The organism is Streptomyces sp. NPDC005151, from assembly GCF_053599875.1.
Map to the genome: position 1 here is coordinate 56,713 of NZ_JBSFYR010000022.1, position 13,904 is coordinate 70,616.

Consider the following 13,904-nt stretch of genomic DNA (forward strand, 5'->3'; position numbering starts at 1 on the left):
TGATCACCGACGTGACCGCCACGAAGGCGGCAGTCCACGACACCAAGACACTCCCGGGAGTCCTGGCCCACCTGGAACACCGGGGTCTGCTGTTGGCCGAGTGCTTATCCGCGACCTCTTAGCGAAGGGAGCGGAAGCTGGCGCGGAGCTCTTCTGTGAAGAGGCGGGGCTGCTCCCAGGCCGCGAAGTGGCCGCCCTTGGGAAGCCTGTTGTAGTGGATGAGGTTGGGGTACGCCTTCTCTGTCCAGCTCTTCGGGGCCTGGTAGATCTCGTCAGGGAAGACGCTCACGGCGACCGGGAGGGAGACGCCCTTGACGCCGAAGAAGGATGCCTTGTTCTCCCAGTAGAGACGGGCCGCGGAAATCGGCGTGTTCGTCAGCCAGTAGAGGGTGGTGTTGTCGAGGACGTCGTCCCGCGACAGGCCTTCGGTGTGTCCGGCGAAGACCCGGGAGATCAGCTTCAAGCTGGCTGTGTCGTGGTCGATCAGGAAGGCTGCCAAACCGACGGGCGAATCCGTCAGCCCGGTCAGCGTCTGCGGGCGCGTCCCCATCATCTGGGCGTAGGCGACATGATGCCTGTAAAAGGATTCCAGCTGCTCGACCGCGCGCTTTTCCTCCGCCGAGAGATCGGACGGCACCGGGTTGCCGGATTGGATCGCCTTGTCGATGGCGGGCGGAACCACGCCAGGCATGTTGGAGTGAATGCCGATCAGTCCTGCAGGCCTCTGCACAGCCATGAAGTCTGAGATGACTGCGCCCCAGTCACCGCCCTGTGCCACATACCGCTTGTATCCGAGGCGCTTCATCAGTTCTGCCCAGGCGCGTGCGATGCGCTCGGGATTCCAGCCGGTCGTGGTCGGCTTGCCGGAGAATCCGTAGCCCGGCATCGACGGAATCACCAGGTGGAAAGCGTCCGATGCCTTCCCGCCATGTGCCGTGGGATTGGTGAGCGGCTCGATGATCTTCAGCTGCTCGATGATCGAGCCGGGCCATCCGTGCGTGACGATCATCGGCAGAGCGTTCTTGTGCTGCGAGCGGACGTGGATGAAGTGAATGTCCAGCCCGTCGATCCTGGTGATGAAGTTCGGCACGGCGTTCAGCTTCGCCTCGGCCTTGCGCCAGTCATAGTCCGACGCCCAGTAGCGCGCGAGCGCCTGAATCGTCGCAAGTTGCGTGCCCTGAGACTGATCCGCGACGGTCTCCTTCTCGGGCCAGCGCGTGGCCAGGACGCGTCGACGGAGATCGACCAGATCCTTCTCTGGGAAATGGACAGGGAAGGGACGGATGGTTCCGTCCGCTGACGGATCGGAGTTACCTCCCGCGGGGTCACCTCCCATTTCGGCTGTCTGAGCCCAGGGCGTGAACATGCCGAAGGATCCGGCGACCGCTCCAGCCGTCACGGCGGCCGAGGCGGAGAGAAATTTCCGCCGAGAGTGCGGCGGAACTATTTCTGACATGGTGAACCTTCCGGAGCATTCGGCTTCCGTCATGCAAATATGAGAAGCCGAAGGTGGGAGTGGGATCTGGATGCCAAGGCCGGGGCCGGTTGAGCGGGAAGGAGATCAGTGACTGTCGGACCGGATTACGACGTAATTTCTGAATGGCATTTCGGAGGCGGGTGAACCGGTCGGCAGAAACCGTTTGTTTCCGCCTCTTGCGCTCATGTGCTTGCCGCCTCGCTGGACGCGGGCCTATGCCGTCGGTAGGGACTCGGTTATGCCTCGGAAATCTCGACCTTGAACAGGCGGAGCGCCAGCTCTTCGGAAGCGACAGACATGTGGGGGCCTCCTTGCTGTGTGAACGGGGAGGCGGGTTTCGGTTCCGGGTTCACCTGCGTTTCTCCGCGGGTGAACTCGTCGCCCGACGAGGGATTTTCACCCGTTCGTTTCGCCAACCAGCCTTCATGATGGGTCCGGGCTACTACCTCGGCAATCTCAAACATGACCCAGAGTTACCGAAGGTGAGATGTCGAATTTCTGGCCTCGCCGATTCGGTCGGGATGAGGCCGGGAGTGGGCGTCTGCTGACGGATCTCGTCGAGGCCACCGGTCCGACCACCGCGTACGCAGCTGCGCTCGGGCCGTTGTGACCGCGCGGCACCGGGCATGATCCGGGCCGGACCGCCATCGACCTCGCGGTGATGCTCGCCGACGGCGGTGAGGCGATGGCGGATCCGGCCGTGCTGCGGGACCAGGGCGAGGTGTTTGGCCCGGTCGCTTCCACGCCCACCGCCTGGCGGTTGCTCGCCGACACCGGTGGGGCACGGGCGCCTAGGGCGTGTATCGAATGTGCTGGTCACAGCCACTCGTTGATGGCCGCGACGAGGACGGTTGCTTCGTAGCGGACGGCGAGCTTCTCGTAGCGGGTGGCCACCGCCCTATGCCTTTTGAGGCGATTGATGCCGCACTCCACCGCGTGCCGCTCCCGATAGTCGATCTTGTCGAACTTCGGCGGCCGACCACCGCGAGTGCCGAGCTTCTTGCGGTTGCGGACGTGGTCGGCCTTGTCCGGAATCATGCAGCGGATCCCGCGACGCCGCAGGTAAGCGCGGTTCCTGCGGGAGGCATACGCCTTGTCGGCCCGCACCCGGTCGGGTCGGGTACGCGGTCTGCCGGGCCCCAGCCGGCGCACCCGGATCTTCTTCAGCACGGGCTCGAACTGCGGGGAGTCCCCTCGCTGCCCTGCCGTGATCACGATCGACATGGGTTTCTGGCCCCGCTCGACCGCCAGGTGCAGCTTGGTGGTCAGGCCGCCGCGCGAGCGCCCGAGTCCGTGGTCCTCCGGCTCGGTGTCGACGCCGCCGGGCGGTTCGACCTGCAGGTCCCCTTTTTCCGTGCCCCGGCGGCGTGCTGGTGGGCCCGGCACACGGTGGAGTCGACGTTGATGTCCCAGGTGATCAGTTGCTTCGCGTCGGCCTGGGCCTGCAGCTCGGCGAAGATCCGCTTCCAGGTGCCGTCCCGCTGCCGGCGGCGGAACAGGTCGTACACCCGGCCCCAGGGTCCGTACCGTTCCGGCACATCCCGCCACGGCGTCCCGGTCCGGGTACGCCACCGTATGCCGTCGATCAGCTGCCGCCTCGTCCATATCGGCGGCCGGCCCGGCTTCCTACCCACCGGCAACAACGGTTTCAGGCGGGCCCATTGCGCGTCCGTCAGATCTCCACGTCCCACTGGGTGATCATCCCAGACCGTGATCAGCTTCCGATCGGGGTGCTGATCGCGAAAGACTAGGGGCCATGACCCACCACTGCTGCGAAGAGATGTCGAGCCAGGTGAACTGGCACTGTGACCAGCACGACGACCCCTCCAGCTGTCCGGACGCCCTGGTTGGGTTCACCGCCAAGTTCCAGGAGTACGGGCTGTTCATCCACGACGGGGGCACTTCCAGCATCGGGATCGTCTTCTGTCCGTGGTGCGGGCAGCGTCTCCCCGAGTCGCAACGGGACCGGTGGTTCGAAGAACTGGAAAGTCGCGGGATCGATCCGTGGGAAGACGAGGTTCCGGCCGAGTTTCAGGACGATCGCTGGCTCACCTCACCGCATGAGAAGCGATGAGCCAGACAGCACCTTGATCGACTTTCGATACACGGCCTAGTCGTCGACCTCGGTCCACCGCGCCGGCGTCACGATGTGTTCCCCTCCCGAATGCGCATGAGTTCCCAAACGGAACTTACTTCATGCGAGACGAATGCGATGATGGGTGCCATGAGTCTCGCCCCGGCCGACCCCACCGTCCTGCACCCGATGCCGGGCCAGCCCCGGGTCGTACAGCTGAAGCCCCTGGTGAAGTCCGAGCTGATCGAGGTGGGGGACTACTCGTACTACGACGACCCCGACGACGCGACCGCTTTCGAGACCCGCAACGTGCTGTACCACTACGGCCCGGAGAAGCTCGTCATCGGGAAGTTCTGCGCGCTGGGAACGGGGATGCGGTTCATCATGAACGGTGCCAACCACCGGATGGACGGCCCGTCCACGTTCCCCTTCCCCACCATGGGCGGCTCCTGGGCCGAGCACTTCGACCTGCTGACCGGGCTGCCGGGCCGGGGCGACACGGTCGTCGGCAACGACGTCTGGTTCGGCTACAACTCCATGGTGATGCCGGGCGTACGGATCGGGCACGGCGCGATCATCGGCGCCGGCGCGGTCGTCACCAGTGACGTACCTGACTACGGCATCGTCGGCGGCAATCCGGCCAAGCTGATCCGTACCCGGTACGACGACGAGACCATCGCCCGGCTCCTGGCCGTCGCCTGGTGGGACTGGCCCGTCGACCACCTCACCCGACACATCCGAACCATCATGTCCGGCAGCGTCGACGACCTCGAAGCGGCTGCCCCGGAGGGGACATCGTGACGATCACCGTTCGAGAACTCACCTACTACCCGGTCAAGGGCTGCGCCGGCACCACGGTCGATTCCGCGCAGGTCCTCGGGACCGGCCTCGAACACGACCGGACATTCATGGTGGTGGACGCGGCGGACGGCGCATTCCGCAGCCAGCGTACGCATTCCTCGATGGCCGCGATCAGGGTCGAAGTCCTGGAAGTCGGGGCGGCGTTGGCCCTGTCCGCCGAGGGCGTCGAACCACTCCGCCTGAAGGTCGACCGGGACGGCCCGCGCCGCGAGGTGAGCATGTTCGACCGCCCGCTCGGCGCGGCCGCCGACCAGGGGGACGAGGTCGCGGAATGGTTCTCCGACGCGCTCGGAGCGAAGTCCCGCCTGGTACGGGTGGCGCCCGGCTTCGACCGGGACGGCTGGGGCGAGACCCCCGGCAAGGTCAACTTCGCGGACGCGCACGCGGTGCTGGTCGCCTCGACGGCCTCCCTGGACGGCCTCAACGCCCGCATCGCCACCCGGCGCGACGCCGCGCCCGTCCCGATGGACCGCTTCCGCGCCAACATCGTCCTGACCGGCAACGACGAACCCCACTTCGAGGACCGGGTGCGCCGGATGATCCTCGGTTCCGTGGAACTCGCCTACTCGGTAAGGGCGATGCGGTGCAACGTCCCGCTCGTCGACCAGAAGACCGGCCGTCGCGCGGGCCCGGAACCGGTCCGGACCCTTGCGACGTACCGGCGCGAGCCGGAGTACAAGAACAAGGTGAGCTTCGGCGCGAAGAACGCGGTGATCTGCGAGGGCGTAGTGGCCGTCGGGGACACGGTCGAGGTCGCGGAGTGGCTCAGCCGGTGAAGGCCCCGGCCTTCACCCCGTCGATGAACGCGGCCCAGCCGGAGGGGGCGTAGAACTGGAGGCCGCCCTCCCGGTTCTTGCTGTCCCGGACGACCCGGCCGCCGTCGGCGGTGTGGGCTACCTCGATGCAGTCCTGCTGCCCTCCCTGCGAGGCACTGGACTTCTTGAACTCGGTGACGATCTGCTGGTTCCTCATTACTGTTCTTTCTCGCTCTCAGGGATGCTTGCAATGTGCTCGCGCAAGAAAGTGAGCGACTGCGCGGGCGTCAGCGCCGCCGATCTGAGGGCTTCGAAGATCTGCGCGTGCGTGGCCATCTCTTCAAGGTCCTCGATGATGACGGTGCTCGTCGTGCTGTCGAAAGCGACCGCTTCCGGAGCGGGTTCGGGACCGAAGTTGAACATGACGAAGTGCGATGCCATGTGTGCGGCCTCCCACTCCGTGGCCGGGAGCACCTGAACACTGATGTTCTGGCGCTGGGCCACGTTCAAGATGTGCAGGAGCTGGTCGCGATGCGCTTTCACGGAGGGCATCGGTGCCGTGAGTGCAGGCTCCCATATGACTGCCGCAAACCGGGCGCCCTGCTCCTCGATGACCTTCCTGCGCACCTGCCGAATGGCCACCATTTCGTCGATCGCCTCAGGCGTATGAACCTTCAGGCCTGCACCGAGCAAAGCCCTGAGGTAGTCGTCCGTCTGCAGAAGCCCAGGCAGGAACAACGGTTGCCAGGTACGGATGTACGTCGCGTCGGATTCGAGCGTAAGGAAGTCGGCATACTCCGGCTTGGTGGCCCATTCATAGTTGAGCCACCATCCACGCTTGTTGGAAGCCCGCGCCAACTGTTCCAGCTGCTCGTACACGGCGCGGTCTTCCACCCCGTACAGCTCCAGAAGCAGGCGAACATCACCGGGACGCGCCGAGACCTGGCCAGCCTCGACGCGGCTGATCTTGGCCTTCGACCCCACAATGTGATCGGCAGCGTGCTGCTGATCGAGCTTCGCCGCTTCCCGGTATCTCCGGAGCGCCGCGCCGAGCCGCCTGCTGCGCACAGTAGGGCGTCCACCTGCGGGCATATCCCCTCCTCTTACCGCGTGTGACCAGTTTGCATGCCAACGGACGCTACACGCCAGGCGCTTGAGATCGTGAGCGATATGCAAATTCTCGATGCCGTTCGGTTGCATGAAGGTGGATTCTCGCTCTAGCGTGGGATGCGTCACAAAGCGTGGCCCATCGGGCGCACTGAGTGACCGTCGACTCCCCCTGCCCACCGACCTCGGGAGACCCATGTCCGGGCGCACGCGCATCAAGAGATTCCGGGCCCGCAGGGACTCCGTCCCCGCCGCTCGACGCCACGTCGAAAGCGTCCTGACCGAGTGGAGACTCGGCGGGCTCATCGACGAAACCATCCTCGTCACAAGCGAGTTGAGCACCAACGTCATCAACCACGCCAAGGGCACCGGCGACCACTTCGAGCTCGGCTTACGCCGCCGCAACGGCACGCTCGTCCTGGAGGTGTCCGACTCGTACCAGTGGCGGATGCCCGAACTCCGTACCCCCACGCTCGACGACCTCTCCGGCCGGGGCCTGGTCATCGTGGACGCGATCGCCGAGAAGTGGGGCGTACGGCCGCGCGACCCCGGCAAGACGGTCTGGGTCCATCTCACCATCGGCCGGGCGGAGTTGTCGTGAGGCAGCCCCTCAAGACCATCTGGCGGTGCGAGGTCACCGTCGCGGGAGGCGTCGTACGGGCCGAGAACGCCGCCACCCCGGCGCAGGCGCTGATCTGGATGCGGGTCTCCGTACGGACCCTCCTCTCCGGCTTCGACGCGGAGGACCGCGAGCGCACCTTCCGCTGGCTGGACCACGGGGCCCCACCGACAACGGCGCAGATCACTCCGGCGCTCCGCGCCTCCGCTCCAGGGATCGCATTCCCTCCCGGCGTAAACGCCGGGATTCCCCGCGAAGATCAAGAGATGGCGGCGGCCTCCCTCGCGGTCACGCTGGCCCTGGCCGCGGCCGGGCGCCGGGCGCCGGGCGCCCGAAGCGGTCGAAGGAGGCCCCGTCCCCCGGCAAGGAGTCAGCGCGACGTGAGGACGTACTCCAGCAGCGGCAGTTCGCGCCCGGGGATCGAGCCCGACGGGGTCGACCCGATCCGTACCGCGCCCATCGCGAGGTAGAACGGCTCCGCGTTCGGGTCGGCGTCGATGGTCAGGCGTACGAAGCCGAGGCGGCGGGCCTCCGCCACGGTGTGCTCGAACAGGAGTCGGCCGATGCCCCGGCCCAGGGTGTCCGGGGCGACGAACATCATGCCGAGGGCACCCTCGGGCGGGGCGCCGTCGAGGGTGGTGAAGCCCAGGACGCGGCCGTCCTCCTCGGCGACCGTCGTGCGGCGGCGTTCGATGTCGGCCGGGTACACGGTCAGTTCGTCGCGGCAGGAGGCGAGGAACGCCTCGTCGTAACCCCAGTGACCCTTCGATGCCAGGGCCAGCTCGGTCAGCGCCCCGGCCTCGGACCTGCGTGCCGGTCGTACCTTCATGTCCGCCGGACTCCCTTCCCTCGGTGTACGGTTCGCCGCTCGCGCAGCTCCCACCCACTGAAGCACAGCGCGAGGACGAGCAGAGTGCCCCAACGGAGGATGGCGGCGCCCCCGTTCGGAGCGCCCGGTGCGGGGAACGGGGCGGACCGGTCCGGCAGAAGGAGCGCCGTCACGAGCAGCAGGATCAGTACCGGGGCCGCCAGCACGCTGCCCGATCCGGCCGCCGAGTGCCGCAGCCCCAGCAGGGCCAGGGACAGGGTGAGCGAGGCAAGCGCGGCGCCCTCCATTGCCAGGGCGCCTACGGGGAATGCCTCCCGTGCCCCGGCGGCCACCCCGAGCCGGGCAAGGACTGCCGAGGCACCCCAGAAGAGGCCGAAGGCCAGCAGTCCCAGGGCCATCCGCAGTCCCCTGCGCAGCGCCTGCGTCACCGGGAGCACCACGGTCGTACGGGCGGCGGGGTCGTCGAGCAGGAAGGCGAGTCCGAGGGCGCCGAGCGCGGTGGCGATCCGCAGCAGCAGCGCTGCCGAGACCGGTTCGACGTGGGTGGAGAACGCGACGGGGCCGCCCGCGACAACCAGCCCTGCCGTTGCGGCCACCAGCAGCGGGCGGGTGCGGGCCGCACGCAGGTCGGGCCGCAGAAGGGCGCGGAGCACCGCGCCGGGAGGGGCGATGCTCATGCGGCGCATACCCCCTCGTCGTCCCTGGTCGCAGGAGGGGGCACCCGGACGCCGAGGAGTGCGGCCGCCCGGTCGGTGGTGGTGTCCGGTGCCGTGAGTTCGGCCCAAAACTTCTTCACCCTGGCCCCGGTCTCGGTGGCACTCCGCTTCAACAGCGCGTCCACGACGTCCTGTTCGCGCCGGTTGAAGCCGAGGCCGGGGGCCGCGTCGTCGAAGCTGTTGAGCGTGATGCCGCCCCAGGACCGCCCGGACAGGGAGTCGTAGGCGTCCCGGGTATCGGCGGTCGACCGGACCGCGAGCCAGAGCGTGAGCACTCCTCGGGACCGGCAGACCACGCCGTGCTCGAGGACGGGTGAGGATCCCCCGACCACCGCCCGGTGAGCGAGGCTCCCGGCGAAGGCGAGCATCCGGTCGCCCGCCACGTCGCTGTGCGTGCCCCAGTCGGTGCCGACCAGCAGGGCGCCCGGCGTCCCGGCCGCACGGTCGTCGGCCGCCCAGCTCTCCAGGGGCAATGGGGATACAAGACCACTGACGGACGTGGCCGGAACGATGTGCTGACGTACGACGTACCGTCTCTCCCGCGCACCCTGCGGCGCCCATCGCAGTACCCCTTCGGCAACCTGCGCCCACTGCTCGGAGCGGTCCGCGAACTCGGGGAACGCGCAGTAGTCGACGGGCCCGCGCGTGCCGCACACCTGCTGCGGTGACGGGGCTCGCTCGGCCACCGCACGGGCCCGCGACACCTCGTCCGGGACACCGAGCAGTTGCACGGATCCCGCAAGGACCGCGAGGGTCAGCGCGAGGCCGGTCGCTGCTGTGAGGCCGGTGGTGGCGCGGCGGCCGGAACGCAGCAGGGCCACCGCCACCACCAGGGCCAGCAGCGCGGCCAGATAGAGCAGATGCCAGCCCGCCGGACGGTGCATGAGGGAGCTGGGCAGCGGCGCCCGGTTCTCGTCCTCCACGGCGACGAGGCCCCACCACCGCCAGTCGGAACGCGATTGGAGGGCGCCGACCACTGTCGCGATGCCGAGCCCTGCCAGCGTGAGCGGGCCGGCGGCCACGGACCGCACGAGGCGGGCGGCGAGGACGCCGATCGCACCGGCCAGCAGGACGACGAGCGGCCCGGTGGCGAGTTCGGCCCCCCAGGGGCTGCCGACCGCCGCCTCCTGAACGGCCGCGTAACCGATACGGGCCCCCACGAGGACCGCCGACAGGGCGGTGAGCGGCAGCAGGGAGAGCAGTTGGGCGCAAGTGCGCCGCCAGGGCTGGAGCACCAGGAAGTCGAACATCGCGTCGGTGCCGTGCCGGTGGGGGCGCAGTGCGGCGAGGTTGGCCGCGAGGAGCGTTCCCGCCGCGAGGATCAGGAGCGGCAGTTGGGTGTAGCGGTCCTCGTCCTGCAGCACGGGATAGCGGTCGTTCCCCGAGTACGCGCTGTACGCCCACTGTGACGCGTACAGTACGAACGCGACGAGTACGGCGGGGTGCCGCAGCAGCCGCACCGCTTCCGTCCGGGCCAGAGCACGCGTGGCGGACCATGAGGCGGACTGCGCGCCGGATCGCGCGCCGAAGTCCGTACGGCCGCCGGGTTGTTCGGGGACCTCGGTAGTCGTCGTGGCAGTCATGCCGAGGCCTCCTGCCCCGCCGGTCGGGCCGTGGCGTCGAGGAGCAGCAGATAGCCGTCCTCCAGCGCCGGGGCCACCGTCTCGGCACCCGGCGGGGGGCTGCCGATGTTGCGGAACGTCCCCGCACCCGTGCGCCAGCCCGCGAGTGCGCGAGGGTCGCGTTCGGCGCTGCTCCACACCCGGCCCTCGGCGACGGCGCTCAGCCCCGCCGGGTCGCCGTCGAACTTCACGGCGCCGTGGTCGAGCACCACGACACGGTGGCAGAGCGCGGAGACGTCCTCCGTCTGGTGGGTGGAGAGCAGGACCGTACGACCCTCGCCTACTTCGGCGATCAACTCACGGAATCTCAGGCGTTGTTCGGGGTCGAGTCCGACGGTCGGCTCGTCGAGGACGAGGAGCTCGGGCGCGCCCGCGAGTGCGGCGGCCAGCGCCACCCGCTGCCGCATCCCGCCGGAGAGGGCTTTCATCCGCCGGCCCCTGTGCTCGCTCATCCCCACGGCGTCGAGCACCCGGCGGACCTCGTCGTGTCTGTGTGCCCGGTGGGTCATCTCCTTGAGGATCGCCACGTAGTCCACGAACTCGAAGGCGGTGAAGTGCGGATGGAAGCCGGGGTCCTGCGGCAGGAATCCGAGCCGCCGCCGGATCTCGGTCCGCTCGCGGGGGTCGCGGGGGTCGCGGCCGAGCACGCTGATCTCCCCGGTGTCGGGGACGAGTGCGGTGGCCATGGCGCGCAGCAGGGTGGTCTTGCCCGCGCCGTTGGGCCCGAGCAGGCCGGTGACTCCGGCACACAGCGAGAGGGTCACCGAGTCGAGCGCGGTACGGCGGCGATATCGCACACTCACCTCCCGTACCTCCACGGTGTATTCGTTCGTCATCGGGCAGTCCTCCAACGGTGGGCGGGCCGGTCGAATGCGGTACGGGAGACCAGGACGGCCGCCGCGGCGGCGGCGAGCACGGCGGCCGAGGCGAGCTGCCCCTGGGCGGTGAAAACGGCGTGCGAGTCGCGGGTGACGGCCAGGAGGGCCAGCCAGCCCGCCCCGGCCACTCCCGCCGCGGTCGTGGATTCCATCCGGGCGGCGAGCGCGAGGCTCACCGCGGTGAGCGCACATCCCGGCAGCAGCCAGCCGAGGGTCACGAACGCGGGTCCGGGCAGCACCATGCTCATGGCGGCGGTGAGTGCGAAGCAGGTGGCGAGCACCACCGCGGTTCGCAGCAGCACGAGCCGGAAGGCCCGCACGGGGGTCACCAGCCCCATCTCGTGCGCGGGATCCCAGCGCCTCCCGTACGAGATGGCCACACCGGCGACCGGCAGCAGCGGGGCGAGGCCGAGGAAGGCCAGGGGGGTGCCGGACGGTTCCGCGAGCCGTGCGACCAGGGCGGCCAGCAGCAGTGTCAGGGCCGCCCCGCCGACCCAGGACGCGCGCAGCGCCGGGGTCGCGGCCAGCAGCCTGGCCAGGTGGTCCGGCACCCCGGTCCGCAGCAGCAGCCGCTCCCCGGGGCCCGGCACGGGTTCGTCGATCGCCGTGTCGAGCCGCTCCCAGCCTCGGTCCACGACGTCCGGGCCAAGGTGGTCGGCGAGCCTCGCGCGGCAGAGCCGACAGCCGTCGAGATGCGGCTCGACGGTGCGCAGGGCGGCAGTTGCCGCACCGCCGCGTGCGTAGCTGTGGAGCAGGCGGTCGGGCGGGTGCGGTGCGGAGCTCCGGTACGTCGTCATCGTCGCCTCCTCGCGCGCCCGGGCACCGAGCCCGGACCTGGTTCAGGTTCGGGTCCTGGTTTCAGGCCCCCGAGTTCTCGCTTCAGCAACGTGCGGGCGCGCATGGCGCGGGTTTTCACCGTGCCGGGCGGCAGTTCCAGCAGGCTCGCCGTCTGCCGTACGGTCAGGCCGTCGACGACCAGGGTCTGCATGACCTGCCGCAGTTCGGCCGGCAGCCGGGCCAGCGCGTCGGCCAGATCACCGTGTTCGGCACTGTCGAGCACCCGCTCCTCGGCGGACTGCTCGATGCGCGGGCGCACCCGTCGCAGCGCCTGCCACAGCCTTGCGCGGGCACCGCCCGCACGGGCCTGATCCACGAGCCGCCGGGAGGCGACGCGCCAAAGCCAGCCCGCCATGTCGTCGATCCGCGGCGGCGGCCGGCCGGGCGAGGAGCAGCTGCGCCAGAGGCCCAGGAACGTCTCCTGGACGATGTCGTCGAGCAGCGCTTCGTCGGCACAGCGATGGCGCAGTCTGGCGGTGAGCCAGGGGGCGTAGTGACGGTAGAGCAGCTCGAAGGCGGCGCGGTCCCCGTCGGCGACCGCCGCCACGAGGTCCGCTTCGGTGTCCGCGTCGAGCGGCTCTCTGTTCACACCCCTTCGTCGTCCGGGGCGGGCCGACCGGTTCACCATCGAGTTGTGACGCGCGCCACACGACTCAAGGGGACGCCTTGACGCCCGCCCGACTGTCAGACCACTCCGGCATGCTGCACCGCATGGACACGACGGACTTCTGGAATCTGATCGATGACGCCCGCGCACAGGTCACCGACCCGGCGGACGCCGAGGCCGTCGTCGAACGGGCCTCCGCGCTGCTGGCCGCCCGGCCCCTGCACGAGATCGTCGCCGCGCAGCAACTGCTCTGGGATCTGATGGCCGCCTCCTACCGGGCGCCGCTCTGGGCTGCGGCGTACACGATCAACGGAGGCTGTTCCGACGACGGTTTCGACTACTTCCGGGGCTGGCTGATCGCGCAGGGGCGGGAGGTGTTCGAGCGGGTCGTTGCCGATCCGGACACGCTGGCCGAGCTGCCGGAGATCAGGGCCGCGGCGCCCGAGGGCCTGGAGATGGAGTGCGAGCGGACGCTCGGGATCGCCTGGGACGCGCATCGGGCGGCGACGGGCGAGGACCTGCCCGACGGCTCGTTCACGATCGAATACCCCGCCCTGGACCCGGAGTGGAATGTCGACTTCGACGACGCGGAGCGGGTGGCGCTGCGGCTGCCGAAGCTGGACGCGTTGTACGCGTGAGGCGGGGGTGCGGGCCCCGGCGGCCCATAACTCGCGGGGCCCGCACTCGTTGCGCCGGAAGCACTTCCCCGCAGATGCGGGGATGACCCGATCGGACCCTGAGTCCGCGTCCGGTTGATCTACTGCTCCCCGACGACGCGGGGATACTCGGCTCCCCGCCCGCGCGGGATCACTCGAAGTTGGGCCCAGCAGTCCGGGTCCGCTTGATCTCGTAGAAGCCGGGGATCGACGCCACCATCAGCGTGCCGTCCCACAGCTTCGCCGCCTCCTCGCCCTTCGGGGCGGGGGTGACGACCGGGCCGAAGAAGGCGATCTGCTCGCCGTCGGAGCCGGGCACGGCGATGACCGGGGTGCCGACGTCCTGGCCGACCTTGTCGATGCCCTCCTTGTGGGAGGCGCGCAGCTCGGCGTCGTACACGTCCGAGTCCGCGAAGTCCGCCAGCTCGGCCGGCAGGCCGACGTCCTGGAGCGCGCCCACGATCGCCTCGCGGGTGGGGTCCTCGCCCTGGTTGTGGAAGCGGGTGCCGAGCGCGGTGTAGAGCGGGCCGACGATGTCGTCGCCGTGCTTCTGCTGGGCGGCGATGACGACGCGGACCGGGCCCCACGCCTTCGTCTCCAGCAGGTCGCGGTACTCCTCCGGCAGCTCGTCGAGCTTGTCCTCGTTGAGGACGGCAAGGCTCATCACGTGCCAGCGGACCTCGACGTCGCGGACCTTCTCCACCTCCAGCATCCAGCGGGAGGTCATCCAGGCCCAGGGGCAGAGCGGGTCGAACCAGAAATCGGCGGGGGTCCTGCCGTTCACCGGGCTGTTCTCAGACATGTCTCTCCTCAAGAGGCAATCGCACCTGTGCGCGAGAACACCGCAGAACGTCCCCGTCATTCCC

At 69.2% G+C, this 13,904-nt stretch carries 17 protein-coding genes and 1 pseudogene; 6 read left to right on the forward strand and 12 right to left on the reverse strand.

Annotated elements, in window-relative coordinates; all coding sequences use genetic code 11:
* Positions 1 to 118: 118 nt before the first annotated feature.
* Positions 119 to 1,489 carry an epoxide hydrolase family protein gene (locus ACWD6R_RS14875; protein WP_451819044.1) on the reverse strand — a complete coding sequence of 457 codons (1,371 nt, stop codon included), beginning with the start codon at positions 1,487 to 1,489 and terminating at the stop codon, positions 119 to 121.
* A 224-nt stretch (positions 1,490 to 1,713) separates the two neighbouring features.
* Entirely contained in the window at positions 1,714 to 1,941 is a 228-nt protein-coding gene (locus ACWD6R_RS14880; protein WP_451819045.1) for a hypothetical protein, read from the reverse strand.
* 74 nt (positions 1,942 to 2,015) lie between these two features.
* Between ACWD6R_RS14880 and ACWD6R_RS14885 the strand changes: the two are divergent.
* Positions 2,016 to 2,246, forward strand: a pseudogene (locus ACWD6R_RS14885) (IS1380 family transposase); the annotation flags it as partial.
* 47 nt (positions 2,247 to 2,293) lie between these two features.
* Here the strand turns inward: ACWD6R_RS14885 and ACWD6R_RS14890 are convergent.
* Positions 2,294 to 3,168, reverse strand: a protein-coding gene (locus ACWD6R_RS14890) for an IS5 family transposase (RefSeq protein WP_451819046.1) whose coding sequence is annotated in 2 segments (ribosomal slippage) — positions 2,294 to 2,778 and positions 2,778 to 3,168 — 876 coding nt in all. Because the reading frame shifts where the segments join, the coding sequence is not laid out codon by codon here.
* A gap of 65 nt (positions 3,169 to 3,233) precedes the next feature.
* Here ACWD6R_RS14890 and ACWD6R_RS14895 point away from each other — a divergent pair.
* The 3 genes from ACWD6R_RS14895 to ACWD6R_RS14905 all read left to right on the forward strand — a co-directional run bounded on the left by ACWD6R_RS14895 (position 3,234) and on the right by ACWD6R_RS14905 (position 5,188).
* Complete coding sequence (locus tag ACWD6R_RS14895; RefSeq protein ID WP_451819047.1) at positions 3,234 to 3,551, forward strand: DUF6980 family protein; 318 nt, start codon at positions 3,234 to 3,236, stop codon at positions 3,549 to 3,551.
* A 150-nt stretch (positions 3,552 to 3,701) separates the two neighbouring features.
* Positions 3,702 to 4,352 (forward strand): CatB-related O-acetyltransferase, encoded by a 651-nt coding sequence (locus ACWD6R_RS14900; RefSeq protein ID WP_451819048.1) that lies wholly within the window; start codon positions 3,702 to 3,704, stop codon positions 4,350 to 4,352.
* Entirely contained in the window at positions 4,349 to 5,188 is an 840-nt protein-coding gene (locus tag ACWD6R_RS14905) for an MOSC domain-containing protein (RefSeq protein WP_451819049.1), read from the forward strand. The genes ACWD6R_RS14900 and ACWD6R_RS14905 overlap by 4 nt, the downstream gene beginning before the upstream one ends.
* Here ACWD6R_RS14905 and ACWD6R_RS14910 read toward each other — a convergent pair.
* Both ACWD6R_RS14910 and ACWD6R_RS14915 read right to left on the reverse strand, forming a co-directional pair.
* Positions 5,178 to 5,384: a DUF397 domain-containing protein gene (locus tag ACWD6R_RS14910; protein ID WP_451819050.1), complete on the reverse strand. Its 207-nt coding sequence runs from the start codon at positions 5,382 to 5,384 to the stop codon at positions 5,178 to 5,180. The two genes, ACWD6R_RS14905 and ACWD6R_RS14910, sit on opposite strands and share 11 nt — an antisense overlap.
* Positions 5,384 to 6,235, reverse strand: coding sequence for a helix-turn-helix domain-containing protein (locus tag ACWD6R_RS14915; RefSeq protein ID WP_451819051.1), 852 nt, complete (start codon positions 6,233 to 6,235; stop codon positions 5,384 to 5,386). Before ACWD6R_RS14915 ends, ACWD6R_RS14910 begins: the two co-directional genes overlap by 1 nt.
* 235 nt (positions 6,236 to 6,470) lie before the next feature.
* On the opposite strand from ACWD6R_RS14915, the gene ACWD6R_RS14920 reads away from it, so the two are divergent.
* On the forward strand, positions 6,471 to 6,875 hold the full coding sequence (locus ACWD6R_RS14920; RefSeq protein WP_451819052.1) for an ATP-binding protein: 405 nt from the start codon (positions 6,471 to 6,473) through the stop codon (positions 6,873 to 6,875).
* A gap of 388 nt (positions 6,876 to 7,263) precedes the next feature.
* On the opposite strand, the gene ACWD6R_RS14925 is transcribed toward ACWD6R_RS14920, so the two are convergent.
* The 6 genes from ACWD6R_RS14925 to ACWD6R_RS14950 are packed head-to-tail and all read right to left on the reverse strand — an operon-like array spanning position 7,264 to position 12,403.
* A complete protein-coding gene (locus tag ACWD6R_RS14925; RefSeq protein WP_451819053.1) occupies positions 7,264 to 7,722 on the reverse strand; it encodes a GNAT family N-acetyltransferase in 459 nt (152 codons plus the stop codon).
* Positions 7,719 to 8,399, reverse strand: coding sequence for a hypothetical protein (locus ACWD6R_RS14930; protein ID WP_451819054.1), 681 nt, complete (start codon positions 8,397 to 8,399; stop codon positions 7,719 to 7,721). The genes ACWD6R_RS14925 and ACWD6R_RS14930 overlap by 4 nt, the downstream gene beginning before the upstream one ends.
* Positions 8,396 to 10,021 carry an ABC transporter permease gene (locus tag ACWD6R_RS14935; protein WP_451819055.1) on the reverse strand — a complete coding sequence of 542 codons (1,626 nt, stop codon included), beginning with the start codon at positions 10,019 to 10,021 and terminating at the stop codon, positions 8,396 to 8,398. Before ACWD6R_RS14935 ends, ACWD6R_RS14930 begins: the two co-directional genes overlap by 4 nt.
* The gene (locus tag ACWD6R_RS14940) at positions 10,018 to 10,896 is read right to left on the reverse strand and encodes an ATP-binding cassette domain-containing protein (protein ID WP_451819056.1); all 879 of its coding nucleotides are present in this window, start codon (positions 10,894 to 10,896) and stop codon (positions 10,018 to 10,020) included. Before ACWD6R_RS14940 ends, ACWD6R_RS14935 begins: the two co-directional genes overlap by 4 nt.
* Entirely contained in the window at positions 10,893 to 11,735 is an 843-nt protein-coding gene (locus ACWD6R_RS14945; RefSeq protein ID WP_451819057.1) for a zf-HC2 domain-containing protein, read from the reverse strand. Before ACWD6R_RS14945 ends, ACWD6R_RS14940 begins: the two co-directional genes overlap by 4 nt.
* Positions 11,732 to 12,403, reverse strand: coding sequence for an RNA polymerase sigma factor (locus tag ACWD6R_RS14950; protein WP_451819058.1), 672 nt, complete (start codon positions 12,401 to 12,403; stop codon positions 11,732 to 11,734). The genes ACWD6R_RS14945 and ACWD6R_RS14950 overlap by 4 nt, the downstream gene beginning before the upstream one ends.
* Positions 12,404 to 12,486: 83 nt before the next feature.
* Between ACWD6R_RS14950 and ACWD6R_RS14955 the strand changes: the two genes are divergently transcribed.
* Positions 12,487 to 13,020 (forward strand): DUF4240 domain-containing protein, encoded by a 534-nt coding sequence (locus ACWD6R_RS14955; protein ID WP_451819059.1) that lies wholly within the window; start codon positions 12,487 to 12,489, stop codon positions 13,018 to 13,020.
* Between the two features lie 169 nt (positions 13,021 to 13,189).
* Here the strand turns inward: ACWD6R_RS14955 and ACWD6R_RS14960 are convergent, their stop codons facing one another.
* Complete coding sequence (locus ACWD6R_RS14960) at positions 13,190 to 13,840, reverse strand: mycothiol-dependent nitroreductase Rv2466c family protein (protein WP_451819060.1); 651 nt, start codon at positions 13,838 to 13,840, stop codon at positions 13,190 to 13,192.
* Between the last annotated feature and the right edge of the window lie 64 nt (positions 13,841 to 13,904).

Bases quoted from the DNA above. Each gene is read 5' to 3' on its own strand.
- ACWD6R_RS14935 (WP_451819055.1), bottom strand. From the start codon at position 10,021: ATGACTGCCACGACGACTACCGAGGTCCCCGAACAACCCGGCGGCCGT.
- ACWD6R_RS14930 (WP_451819054.1), bottom strand. From the start codon at position 8,399: ATGAGCATCGCCCCTCCCGGCGCGGTGCTCCGCGCCCTTCTGCGGCCC.
- ACWD6R_RS14950 (WP_451819058.1), bottom strand. From the start codon at position 12,403: ATGGTGAACCGGTCGGCCCGCCCCGGACGACGAAGGGGTGTGAACAGA.
- ACWD6R_RS14960 (WP_451819060.1), bottom strand. From the start codon at position 13,840: ATGTCTGAGAACAGCCCGGTGAACGGCAGGACCCCCGCCGATTTCTGG.
- ACWD6R_RS14920 (WP_451819052.1), top strand. From the start codon at position 6,471: ATGTCCGGGCGCACGCGCATCAAGAGATTCCGGGCCCGCAGGGACTCC.
- ACWD6R_RS14955 (WP_451819059.1), top strand. From the start codon at position 12,487: ATGGACACGACGGACTTCTGGAATCTGATCGATGACGCCCGCGCACAG.
- ACWD6R_RS14910 (WP_451819050.1), bottom strand. From the start codon at position 5,384: ATGAGGAACCAGCAGATCGTCACCGAGTTCAAGAAGTCCAGTGCCTCG.
- ACWD6R_RS14900 (WP_451819048.1), top strand. From the start codon at position 3,702: ATGAGTCTCGCCCCGGCCGACCCCACCGTCCTGCACCCGATGCCGGGC.
- ACWD6R_RS14880 (WP_451819045.1), bottom strand. From the start codon at position 1,941: ATGTTTGAGATTGCCGAGGTAGTAGCCCGGACCCATCATGAAGGCTGG.
- ACWD6R_RS14925 (WP_451819053.1), bottom strand. From the start codon at position 7,722: ATGAAGGTACGACCGGCACGCAGGTCCGAGGCCGGGGCGCTGACCGAG.
- ACWD6R_RS14945 (WP_451819057.1), bottom strand. From the start codon at position 11,735: ATGACGACGTACCGGAGCTCCGCACCGCACCCGCCCGACCGCCTGCTC.
- ACWD6R_RS14940 (WP_451819056.1), bottom strand. From the start codon at position 10,896: ATGACGAACGAATACACCGTGGAGGTACGGGAGGTGAGTGTGCGATAT.
- ACWD6R_RS14895 (WP_451819047.1), top strand. From the start codon at position 3,234: ATGACCCACCACTGCTGCGAAGAGATGTCGAGCCAGGTGAACTGGCAC.
- ACWD6R_RS14875 (WP_451819044.1), bottom strand. From the start codon at position 1,489: ATGACGGAAGCCGAATGCTCCGGAAGGTTCACCATGTCAGAAATAGTT.